The 11371-nt window shown below is 36.4% G+C and carries 10 protein-coding genes and 1 pseudogene; 4 read left to right on the top strand and 7 right to left on the bottom strand.

The features are described 5' to 3' along the window. Both GVK91_RS04145 and GVK91_RS04140 read right to left on the bottom strand, forming a co-directional pair. Positions 1-553 (bottom strand): annotated as a pseudogene (locus GVK91_RS04145) (hypothetical protein); the annotation flags it as partial. Positions 554-598: 45 nt separating this feature from the next. Continuing rightward, positions 599-1189: a hypothetical protein gene (locus GVK91_RS04140; protein ID WP_159727129.1), complete on the bottom strand. Its 591-nt coding sequence runs from the start codon at positions 1187-1189 to the stop codon at positions 599-601. A gap of 89 nt (positions 1190-1278) precedes the next feature. Between GVK91_RS04140 and GVK91_RS04135 the strand changes: the two genes are divergently transcribed. The 4 genes from GVK91_RS04135 (at position 1279) to GVK91_RS04120 (ending at position 6495) form a co-directional block, all read left to right on the top strand. Next, positions 1279-2592: a hypothetical protein gene (locus GVK91_RS04135; RefSeq protein ID WP_159727127.1), complete on the top strand. Its 1314-nt coding sequence runs from the start codon at positions 1279-1281 to the stop codon at positions 2590-2592. Between the two features lie 943 nt (positions 2593-3535). Continuing rightward, the gene (gene istA, locus GVK91_RS04130; protein WP_235032752.1) at positions 3536-5113 is read left to right on the top strand and encodes an IS21 family transposase; all 1578 of its coding nucleotides are present in this window, start codon (positions 3536-3538) and stop codon (positions 5111-5113) included. Positions 5114-5155: 42 nt separating this feature from the next. Next, entirely contained in the window at positions 5156-5872 is a 717-nt protein-coding gene (gene istB / locus GVK91_RS04125) for an IS21-like element helper ATPase IstB (protein WP_121127451.1), read from the top strand. A 437-nt stretch (positions 5873-6309) separates the two neighbouring features. After that, the gene (locus GVK91_RS04120; protein WP_120336160.1) at positions 6310-6495 is read left to right on the top strand and encodes a hypothetical protein; all 186 of its coding nucleotides are present in this window, start codon (positions 6310-6312) and stop codon (positions 6493-6495) included. A 196-nt stretch (positions 6496-6691) separates the two neighbouring features. On the opposite strand, the gene GVK91_RS04115 is transcribed toward GVK91_RS04120, so the two are convergent. From GVK91_RS04115 to GVK91_RS04095, 5 genes are read right to left on the bottom strand one after another with little or no spacing between them, the layout of a single operon-like run. After that, positions 6692-7177: a very short patch repair endonuclease gene (locus tag GVK91_RS04115; RefSeq protein ID WP_235032751.1), complete on the bottom strand. Its 486-nt coding sequence runs from the start codon at positions 7175-7177 to the stop codon at positions 6692-6694. A 57-nt stretch (positions 7178-7234) separates the two neighbouring features. Beyond that, a complete protein-coding gene (locus tag GVK91_RS04110; protein WP_159727125.1) occupies positions 7235-8272 on the bottom strand; it encodes a LacI family DNA-binding transcriptional regulator in 1038 nt (345 codons plus the stop codon). Positions 8273-8298: 26 nt separating this feature from the next. Then, positions 8299-9381 (bottom strand): HpaII family restriction endonuclease, encoded by a 1083-nt coding sequence (locus GVK91_RS04105; protein WP_159727123.1) that lies wholly within the window; start codon positions 9379-9381, stop codon positions 8299-8301. 3 nt (positions 9382-9384) lie between these two features. Further along, a complete protein-coding gene (locus GVK91_RS04100) occupies positions 9385-10758 on the bottom strand; it encodes a DNA cytosine methyltransferase (protein WP_235032750.1) in 1374 nt (457 codons plus the stop codon). A 50-nt stretch (positions 10759-10808) separates the two neighbouring features. Then, on the bottom strand, positions 10809-11147 hold the full coding sequence (locus GVK91_RS04095) for a hypothetical protein (RefSeq protein ID WP_159727121.1): 339 nt from the start codon (positions 11145-11147) through the stop codon (positions 10809-10811). Between the last annotated feature and the right edge of the window lie 224 nt (positions 11148-11371).

Genomic DNA, 11371 nt, shown 5'->3' with positions numbered 1-11371 from the left:
AATCTTGGGTATTGATAGTCCCATAGACATTCGTAAAAGCTTGCGGACGATTGCGGACTGCATAAAACTGTAACAAACAGTATTTTGGTGCATAATAAGTATCTCCTTTTTTTATAATTAGCTTATACGCATTAAAATACTTTGTTGTATGCTTCACAGTGGTGTTGAAGTACGATAACGTATTTTTTTTATGAAGCTCTTCCAGATCTTTAAAGTTAATCATTGAAGAACGTACAGTATCAGGGTTGATTTCATACCAATCTTCTGAACCATCTAAATCAGGTAGAATGGAAAATAGCATGATATTATAATCATGTTGTCCATTATATATACCCTTATTACCAATAAACGTCTGTACCTTACTCATTACATTAAAAAGATGCACTTCACGCTTAATCTTATATAGCGGATAGGTGTTTAACCTAGAGGATGAGGCTGCAAACTCTTTGCTATCTTCTTCAAAAAGGAAATATTTGGTCTGACTAAATCCTTTATTGAAGGACAATAGGGAGATAAGGATCAACCAAATTTTAACGCACTTAGTTTTAAGCATAGCAGTGTTCATTTTGTTTGTTAATTAGTTTCTTTCAATTGAAAATTAGTTGCATATAGTTCCTACCTTGCCATCTCTATGAGTGGAATTAACACTTGACTCAACTGCATCGAGATTATTTACTATTCCATTTTTTGCTAGCGCCAATGCATCATATTTGCTCAAATTAGGATTAAAAGATTGTATTGCCTGTACAAGCTTATCTAGCTGGGTGCCAAAGCTGTTATGTTGGTTTACAAATCTTTGTTGACCATTCACATTGACTGCTGTCCAGCCAGAATATAATATTCCAAATTGGTCTCCCTTTCCTTCCGTTATTAATCTTGTGCGTTCATAATTTAAAAAGCCGTGTAACGCCTCGTGAAACATCGTTGCTGCAATATACTCTTTTGAAGATTTATTAAGGACATCTGGGTTGATAATTATTTTATGCGTTTGACCGCCTACACTACCAAAAGAACTGTGTTCTGCATCAATTTTAGTTCCGACAAATTGCGGAGCATCGGAGAAAGTGATGTTGAATGCAGTATTGTTACTAAATACAGAATTCAACCATTTACATGTGAGTAGTATATAGATCATTCTGTAATTTGTTGTTAATAATTTAATTAGTTTTAGTATATTAGGTTGAGCCATAGTGTTGTAATGCTATAAGCATTATAATCGCCTAAATAGTGAGTATCAATTAACGCCATATTTATTGTTAACCATTTTATGTTTTTATTATGAAAAAAACAATCTTAGTTCTTTTATCTTTCTTGCTTTTATTCAATTTATACGCGCAGAACAAAGCGAAAGTATTTATTAAAGAAGGTCAGTTTCTTAGATTAGAATCAAATAGTCATTTAGCTGTTGATTCATCCATCTCTATTCTAGTACCAAAGAATAACGATGAAAAAGACAAGGATCGGCCAAAACAGGATTCAATTTTTAAAGGAAAAATCACTATTGAAATTGATGGAAGCTCAACTGTTGATAAATCAAATTTAAGAATTCCTGCTATAACTGAGTTTTCTTTAGATTCTATTAAAGAAGAAAAAAAGTTTATGTATCCATTTAGAGTAATCAGAGATAAAAAGGATGATAAGCTCTTAATCTTGAATATGATTGTAAAAAACAAGGACGGAAAGAAAATAGACTATTTAACAAAAAAAATTACGGTTATTATAAAACCTCTAATTGACGATTCGTTGAGTACCAATAACGATTTTGAATTCTGGATTTTGGCAGGTACTAATTTTGATCCGTTTAATGGCGTAAAGCCACAAGAGTTCTTTTTTCGAGCTAATACACTTTTTAAAATTAGTGATAAATTTTATGGGCAGATTGCCTTTTACAAAAATCGATATTTCAATGCGGACAGTTTGTCTGACAATCTTCCTTTTACTCAGGTAGTGAAACCAGGATTAGGAGATTCCCTCTATACTATTATAAAGGGAAATTATAATCGATCTGTAAGCCAAACTTTAGATCCTTTATCATTACAATTTGATATAATGAATAAGATAGGAAGCAACAATAACAGTAATTTTTTTGTAACGGGTGGGTTTGATTTTGGATTGGTAAATGTGAAAATTAAAAACTCTTACAAACTTGATACTGTTTCGTATTGGAGAACATCTCAGCCTGATACAATAAAGCAATATAACATGTATGGTTCGACAAGGTTTCCCCCATCGATTGAATATAAAAAGGCAGTTTATAACATCAATTTGGGTTTTATGTGGATTTTAAATGCTAAGGATGTTAATATAAAGGCACATTTGACTACAGGTCTGACGAGCTATTCAAACCTCATTTCAATAAGGCAAAGCCAATCAGGATCGATAAATTATCAATTTAAATCAGAAAAGGATATTTATCTTCAGCTTAGACTTTTTGCTACTTATATGCCTGCAGGTATAAGTTTTGGAATGGAATCATTTAATCGTCCTGGTTCAACTCCGTCTTTTAATTTTACGCTTTCGAAAGCTTTTGATATTAGAGGTTTTACAAAGAATTTTACGCCAGTTTCAGGACTTAGTATGTCACAAAGATAGAACTAGGAAATTTTATATATATAGACGTCAAACTTTAATTCCTTATGCAAGGATTTACACGTTAATAGAGGTCGAATTGAACAACATTTTTAAAGAAATGAACAACTGTTATTCCAACTAATCTTACGACCTTTGATTTAGATCGAAGCCCAAAGCCGGTTAACATTTAGCCAAAGCAGACATCTAGCTAACATTGCCTCCCTTGACGGTTAACAAGGGGGGGGGTTTTTATTATGCTTTCTATTTCAGGAATATATTTTCATTGCCTATTAAATCAGCTAAGGTTTCTCCGAATTAAAAAACGCTTTTTAACCTATCCTACCAATACGTAAAACATAATTCTATGGAACAATATAGCTTAAGTGGATTTATACGTATCTTCGGCTGAATAGGTAAACTACTCTCGAGGAAATTGGTTTCTTAAATTGTATTTTTATATTAGTTGGAGATATTGAAAGATCCAAGAATTCAACTATTAAGACTTATAAAATCATTATTAGCTATATGAATACAGAATTATATAAACTCTTTGAAACTATAAGTCCAGCTGAACTTTCCAAGTTGAGAGAAAAACGACAGGATACTTCGACTAGGGACAAGCAAGCACTGTTAAAAAAGGTTTCAGAGATTGAAGAGATTCTAACAAAATTGAACATGAAAATCTCTTTGGTCAAAGTTGAATGATTAAGTGATTTATTAATGCAGACCATACGCTATTTCTAATATTGGATATACTTGAACAAGCTGACCCCTCAAAATTGAATTAGAATTAGGGATGCGTAGTGCGTTTAAAGCTGTTATTCAACTGCCATACTGGCTGATGTTGACCCCCTAGTTCATTTTTCAGTTCATTGCGCTGGAGTATGCTGACCCCTTAGCAAGTAGTTTTTGTTACTTAGTGATCAAACAATTCGGATCACTGATGGCTGGAAAACCAAAACGAATGAGTCAGATAAAGCAATTAATCAGATTGTACCAGAGCGGTAGCGGAATAAAAACAATCGCCCGCATCCTTGGTATGAGCAAGAATACGGTGAAGTCCTATCTTAAAAAGATGGCCGACGGCGGTTTCAATACGGAAGAACTTCTTAAACAGGAGGATCCCCTGTTGGAAAAGTCGTTCCACGCAGGGAATCCTGCTTACAAGGCAGACAAGTTTGAGTACCTAAAAAGCCGTCTTGACTATTATGAAAAAGAACTTAAACGTACCGGAGTTACCAAACTGCTGCTCTGGCAGGAATATATAGAAAGTGATCCCACGGGTTATAGCTATCCACAGTTCAACTATCATTTAAGGCAACAGCTTATCTCGCGCAAGGGCAGCATGGTGATTGAACATACCGCCGGTGATAAACTATATATTGACTTTTCCGGAAAAAAACTCCATTATATTGACAGGTCCACCGGGGAGCTGGTCGCCTGTGAGGTATTTGTGGCCTGCCTGCCCTTTTCAGACTATGCGTTTGCAATGGCTGTACCATCTCAGCAGACCCCTGACTTTTTTTATGCACTGAGCAGCTGCCTGGAGTCCCTTGGCGGTGTTCCCAAGGCCATTGTCCCCGACAATCTCAAAGCAGCGGTCATCAAGGCCGATAAATATGAGCCGGTCCTGAACCAGTCCATGGAAGACTTTGCCAATCACTACGGCACAGCTGTGGTTCCGGCGCGTGCAGGCCGCCCAAAAGACAAATCATTGGTAGAAAATCAGGTAAAAATGATCTATACCCGTGTTTTTGCACCACTGAGAAACAGGCAGTTCTTTGATATCCATACGCTCAATGAAGCTATAAAGGCCTGTATGTTAAAGCACAACCAGACCCGGATGCAGCAAAAGCCATACTGCCGGGAAGAGCGGTTCTTAAGTTCTGAAAAATCAACATTGGGCGAACTTCCCAAAGAACGCTTCGAGCTGAAGAGCTATGCTGAACTCAAAGTTGGGGATAACGGACATATCTATCTGCAGCGCAATAAACACTATTACAGCGTACCCTTCGCTTATATCGGAACAAAGGTAAAGATCGTTTACACACGCAATATGCTCTCGATCTATTGTCGGGGCAAACAGATTGCCGCGCACATACGCAGTTACAGGGAAAATGCGTACACCACTCTGGCGACACATTTAAAGTCCGAACATCAGGCGTATAAGAACCGCTCGCATGAAACGTACCTGACAAGGGCAAAAGCACACTCTGCGGAGTTCGCCAAACTTCTGGAGATACTCTTTGAGCGGGCGCATTATCCCGAACAGTTATTCCGTACCTGTGACGGGCTGTTCAGGCTAAAACGGGACTTCCCGGCAGAAGAGTTTGACAAAGCATGTAGTTACGTACTAAAAAACAAGCTATATACCTACTACTACTTTAGGAATGTACTTGAAAACGGAACAGCAAACAATCAGGAAGAAACTTCCGTAAAAAGCTCCCTGCCGGAGCATGCCAATATCAGGGGAAGAGCGTATTATGCAGGCAGCCAGCCGACACTGTTTGATCAGCCAAACGATGGCCTGACAATACAATGATCGGCAGGAATGAACAGAATAAAATAAACAATAATAAATAAGATGAATATTGAAACACAGATGAGAGCGTTGCGCTTGCATGGTATGGAGCGTAACTGGAAAGCATTGAATGAAACCCGCCGTAGTACAGAACTTACCCTTTCCGAAGGACTGTCCCTATTGCTGCAGGCAGAATCAGATGAACGGGATGAAAAAAGGTTTGAGCGTCTCAAACAGAATGCCGGGTTCCGCTATCAGGCTTCGATAGAGGAGATAAACATGGTCGCTACCAGAGGTTTGGACAAGGGATTGATCACTACGTTGGCTACTGGCGAGTACATCAAAAAAGGAGATCCGATACTCATCAGCGGTGCTACGGGCTGTGGGAAGAGCTTCCTCTCTTCAGCATTGGGCCATCATGCTTGTGCCCAGGGGTATAAAGTGCTGTACTTTAACCTGCAAAAACTACTTCTAAAGACTAAAATGGCCCGCCTGGAAGGTACACTGCACAAGCTGATGGACAGGATATCAAAAACAGACCTACTTATTGTCGATGACTTCGGCCTGGTAAATCTGGACCAACAGCAAAGGCTGGATCTGATGGAAATAATTGAAGATAGACACGCTAAAGCCTCGACAATAATTGCCAGTCAGCTACCTGTGGCCAGTTGGTATGATGTAATCGGTGAAGATACAATTGCAGACGCAATACTCGACAGACTGATCCATGGATCTTACAGAATCGAACTTAAAGGCGAAAGTCTAAGAAAAAAGAAGTAATATTGTCAGGTCATCAGTTGGACTGAAGAGAGCCTTGATAGAGGGGTCAGTATGTCCAGCGGAGGGGTCAACATCAACATTATATCCATAATATTGACTAATTTCTTTGCAATTTGAAATCAAAGGATATAAAACTATCCTTATCTCTTTTTTCCCATGCTCTTTTGTGGCCTATCTCCCTTTGGGCAGATGCTACCGCCCTTCGGTTGCTGGTTGTTTACCGTTTCATTTTCTAAAGAATTATAGCGCTTCTAATTCTTTAATTTCTGAAAATATTATATAAAAAAATCATAGAATTATTTGGAAATATAGTCGAAAATGACTATATTTAAGTATTGATACGTATTTGAAACAGGTATTAAAGTTAATGCAATTTTGTACGAAAGGGCTTCGTGAGATTATTGAAATTTTATTAACCAATATAAATCTATAAAATTATGAGTTTATCAATTAATTTTTTTGTTAAAGCACTGCAACAATATGAGATTCGAAAGAATATGTCAGTAACTTTAGTTCTCGAATCGGATGGATCTGGAAATCTTTGTGATTATTCTACTGGAGAGTCTTTTTATGAGTTTGATACTCCTGACGAGCTTTTCAGTTTTTTGAAATCTAAAAACTAATAATTTTAAATCCTGCATTCCAGTTCTATCGTGATGTAGCTATCATGGGAAATGAAGAGAAGAGCCATTTTAAGTACAATTTTCTTGATGCTGATGTTTGCTTTAACGACGATAAGTTTATGATAGTATAAGATTCTATCACGTCTGCACTGGTCTTTAAAAGCGTATAGGAAAAATGTATTTAAAGTATGCTTAACTATTTCCAAAGTTTTCTAGTCTCTAAAAATAATTCTATTTGATTTATAACTTTTGGAAGGTTTTTAATAATGTCCTGCGTCCAGAATCTGAATACGACGTAATCCATGTCCCGAAGGGCTTTATTGACGCGGATATCTTTTTGCATATTGTGCTCGATCTTGGGAATCCAGAAAAGGCGGTTGGATTTAATGCGCTCTTTATTGTTTTTCCAGTCGAATCCATGCCAGAATTCACCATCGACAAATATCGCAAGTTTATATTTTTTGATCACAATATCCGGAGTTCCTGGCAGGGACTTATCATGAAGACGGAAACGGATATCTTTTGACCATAAAGCTTTTCTTAGAACGAGCTCGGGTTTGGAGTTACGATTCCTGATTTTTGACATGTTGTAACTTCGCTTCGGCGTGGTATAGAACCCTGCAGCTTCCTCAAAGCGAGGAACATGAATCCTGTCGTTTTCGTCATCGTAATTCGCCATCATTCAAAGTTAGGGATAATGGCTGGTAATTTACAATATTGCTAATCAAGATTATCCTTGTTAATAGCGAAAGTTCTTCTTGTTTTGGTCTCGTCTTGAAGATTCTCTGACAATGAGCTCTGGTTCGATTACTATTTTTTTTGCAGACAATTTTACTTTTGAGTTTAAATGCTCTAATAAAAGTTCTGCAGATTTTTCACCCACAATTTCGGGTTTTTGGTCAAGTGTGGAAAGACTGGGGGACAAGTATTGCCCAAATAACTGATTAGAGAAACCGATTATACCTTTTTGAGGAGGTATAATATTTTGTGACTTTAGCTCTTTTAATACACCCAAAGCTACATAATCATCACCACCGATTATCGCATCGGGCTTTATAGACATTGACAACAATTGCCTTGTTGCGGCTATTCCTCCCTCTGGCGAAAGCTCTCCAAATATTTGATATTCATCCTTAATATTGATTCCCGATTCTTTCATAGCGTCCACATAACCGCGAAATCGTTCGTTAAAGATGTGGACTTTATGATGAGTAGAAATACTTGCAATATTTTTATAACCTTGATCTAGGAGATGTTTGGTGACTATATATCCAGCTTTATAGTCATCAATTGATACAGAGGAACAATCGATGGAAGGTTGAATTCTGTCAAAAAGGATTAGAGGCTTATTTTCTTCGATAAGTTTTTCGAAATGTTCAAAAGAATTCGTTTCCAATGACATCGATATGATGAATCCGTCAACTTGTGCTTCCAACATTGAGGTGATTCCTGTGATTTCAGATTCTAAAGATTCGTTGCTTTGATAAAGTAAAATGCTGTACCCTTTTTGCTTTAGCGTTTGTTCAATACTAGCAATTACCTTTGAGAAGAATTCTATCTTTGCGTCAGGGATAATAACACCTATAATGTTAGTTCGACCATTGGAAAGGGAAGACGCCAACTTATTAGGACGATAGTTCATCTTTTTGGCCGTCTCCAGCACTAATCTCCTGGTCTGATCACTTATCGTAGGTACATTGTTAAGTGCACGTGATACCGTGGATTTGGTTAGGTTCAATGCCTTGGCAATATCGCTTATGTTAGTCCTCTTTTCCAATAGGTTTTATTTTGATTCGTATGGATTTACTTAATAAATCTAATTTGAAGATTTAGTTTAACATACTGCTTATTTTCTTTTAAATAAATTGACCCAAAACCGTGTTTTTTTACATCCGCTGTATCTAATTTTGTGTTATCAAATAAATATTCTTCAAATTTCTTTAAGAAATAAAAGTGATAACATAAAATCTCCCCATCAGTTCTAATTACCAGGTAACCACCACAAGCCTGATAGTCTCGCTTCCAAACTTCATTTGCTCGCATACCTAAAGCATACTCTACGAGAAATTTTTTCATCATCATCTCATAGATTTCAGGGTTTATATGCGTATTATACCCATATTTATTAGTTGCTGTAATACCCTGAATTAGGTTTTTTACAGTTTTGTTTTTTGAGTTCCTATCTCCAAAATAAGCAAGAAGTACATCTCCCAACACTTTTTCAAAATTAAAGTCTATAGTTTGCAGATTGGTTTGGAATACACTACTTTCAGCTTTCTCAAATTCAAGGGATATCCCTCTAATTTTAAGAAATTCAAATTTATCTGCAAAAAGTCTGAAGCCTTCGAAAGCCTTAATGTCCTCATCTGACAAATTACTTGACAGCGAATATGAAAAGTTGGTAGCTCCACTTGCGTTCACTAAAGTGGATGGCGCACCAAATTGTGATTTTATACTGAATCCCAGAGTTGGTGCAAATAAAGTCTTAGGATCGTCAATTTGGACTGTAATATCGTGTTTATTTTTGGATTTGGCTTTTAAACTATGAATTGAAAAGGATTGGAGAAACATTTCAATTTCTGGAATTGAAAAAGCGCCTTTTTCCTTCTTTTTTTCTTGAATCCTCCTTTTGCATAATTCTGCGTAATATTCAAATTCACTGATTGGAATAGAATAGGCGTTGGCTTCATCTTTAATTAATATAATATTTCCATCATAAGAAAAGTTTACATTACGATCTTTTTCGTGCCGAATTATGGCAGAAATAGGATAGAAGAGGTCTTCGATAGCTCTGAAATTTTCATCTCCCAGAGCTAGTTTACGATCACTAAGAAGCTTTAATAGAGCATACGGTTCACTCCATTCCCCTTTATTACCTTTAAGCATATCCTATATGAATTTTAAAGTTTTTAAAAGCTCTCTTGCTGTTGCCTGGATAGCAGGTACAGCAACCGAATTTCCAAATTGTTTATAAGCCGAAGCATCGGCAACAGGAATAAGAAACTCGTCTGGAAAGCCCTGCAGTCTTGCCCATTCTCTCGGAGTCATTTTACGTATGCCCTCCCGGTTGACTTCTCCCTTTATTTTCGTAGTAGGGTTGAAATCCGTAATACGGTCATCAAATACCAAATTACGCTCGCGTCCCATACCACCGCAAACTACTGCATTTGCGATCCCGTCGTCAGCAATTACTTCAAATCCAAATCCATTTCCCTTATTAGCATGCCGGGCCTTATGTTCTTCCAATGTTTTTAAATACTGCGTTGATAGATAGTATTTTGTAGGCACTACGTCTGTCTCTTTCACATCAGCAAAGGATAACGTTTTATTTAATGGTTTAGGATAATTGAATGACTCAATACCTGTACTAGGATGGAATCCTACTATAAATATTCTTTCCCGATTCTGTGGCACCCCGTAGTCCTTTGCATTCAAAATTTGCGGATCGGGAACGTAGTAACCAAGATCGTTACGTAGTACATTTAAGATTGTTTCTAGTGTTCTTCCTTTATCATGACTTCTCAATCCTTTTACATTTTCAAGAAAAAATGCTTTGGGTTGTTTACGTTTTATTATTTCAGCCACGTCAAAAAACAATGTTCCCCGAGTATCATCAAAGCCACCGCGTTTTCCAGCTATTGAAAATGCTTGGCAAGGAAATCCGGCACATAGAACCTCAAATCCATCAGGAATAAAAGATTTGGTTCTCTCTTTGGTGATATCGCCAAAAGGCAGTTCCCCAAAATTCGTCAAATATGTTCTTTTTGCTTCTTTATCCCATTCACTTGTAAAGACACACTTTCCGCCTAAATTCTGAAAGGCTAATCGAAAGCCGCCTATTCCCGCAAAAAGGTCAATAAATTGAAATTTTGGTTTACTTATTGGGACAAATGGTGCATTAATAGGTGTGAAAAGGTCTGTTTGCAAGGCCTTTTGCGCAATTTGATAGGTGATTTCCTCTTTTGGTTTCAACTGTTGAAGAGTCTCTTGGGTAAATGAAATCGCATCATCTTTATAGTAAGAGGATACCCCATTTTTATTATTATGCAAAAAGTGTGTCAAAGCCGATTCCTTATAATCTTCGGGATCATTGGGATTTACTTTGTTACGTCTTTCTGTTAAGTATTCTAAAGATATTTTATCTGTAATTTCCATTTTTTCGCTACTTCCTCTGTCTTCTTTCAGGTCGCTGCAAGATAGCGATTTTTTGGAAGAAGCTAAAGCAAGTCTAGCTCCAGGATTATGAACATTTATAAGATCCATTTGAAAATGATTAACAATTATATGTTTAAGAAATAGGAAGGTATGTTTTTTTAAATAAAATGCTGTAAAATTTTGTCCTCCTTAGCCATCTGAGCAGCAGGTATCCATACTGCTACTAAAAAGGATATTGTTAGAAGCAAGGGGAGAAAAATATTGTCAGTTAAAGTAATGCCAATGAATAGTATGATCGGAGCAATTGGTATTGAAGAAAGGAGAGTACACCCCATTAGATACCAGGTTATTTTCTTTAAAATTCTATGTTTATTCGGTTTACTGTACTTATTGGGTTTGTACTTACGAAATTTAATTACATTACTACAAATAGTGGAAATACCAGCTAGAACTGAAATCAGATCAACTAAAGTTGATTTTAAAATATTCTTTTGCATATTATAGAAGTTTAATGAAATCTTTTGTTTGCTAAATTTAATAGTATTTTATGATAAAAAAAATAGCTTGCAAAATTTTTGTCGAATCTCTCTCTTTATCAATAACGATACACAAATGATTAATTCTAGAACATAGGCTAATGGATCTAGATTATAGGATGTCTGAATAAGTTTTGTTAAAAATGAAGATAAAAAATAATTTTATATATACTTATATTCTAATT

The organism is Sphingobacterium sp. 18053 (genome assembly GCF_902706145.1).
Classification (GTDB): Bacteria; Bacteroidota; Bacteroidia; order Sphingobacteriales; family Sphingobacteriaceae; genus Sphingobacterium; species Sphingobacterium paramultivorum.
The sequence above is the reverse complement of the archived record's forward strand: the minus strand, read 5'-3'. Positions and strand labels throughout refer to the sequence as shown.

Coding starts and splice junctions, on each gene's coding strand:
- GVK91_RS04140 (WP_159727129.1), bottom strand. CDS start 1,189: ATGGCTCAACCTAATATACTAAAACTAATTAAATTATTAACAACAAAT.
- GVK91_RS04135 (WP_159727127.1), top strand. CDS start 1,279: ATGAAAAAAACAATCTTAGTTCTTTTATCTTTCTTGCTTTTATTCAAT.
- istA (WP_235032752.1), top strand. CDS start 3,536: ATGAGTCAGATAAAGCAATTAATCAGATTGTACCAGAGCGGTAGCGGA.
- istB (WP_121127451.1), top strand. CDS start 5,156: ATGAATATTGAAACACAGATGAGAGCGTTGCGCTTGCATGGTATGGAG.
- GVK91_RS04120 (WP_120336160.1), top strand. CDS start 6,310: ATGAGTTTATCAATTAATTTTTTTGTTAAAGCACTGCAACAATATGAG.
- GVK91_RS04115 (WP_235032751.1), bottom strand. CDS start 7,177: ATGATGGCGAATTACGATGACGAAAACGACAGGATTCATGTTCCTCGC.
- GVK91_RS04105 (WP_159727123.1), bottom strand. CDS start 9,381: ATGCTTAAAGGTAATAAAGGGGAATGGAGTGAACCGTATGCTCTATTA.
- GVK91_RS04100 (WP_235032750.1), bottom strand. CDS start 10,758: ATGGATCTTATAAATGTTCATAATCCTGGAGCTAGACTTGCTTTAGCT.
- GVK91_RS04095 (WP_159727121.1), bottom strand. CDS start 11,147: ATGCAAAAGAATATTTTAAAATCAACTTTAGTTGATCTGATTTCAGTT.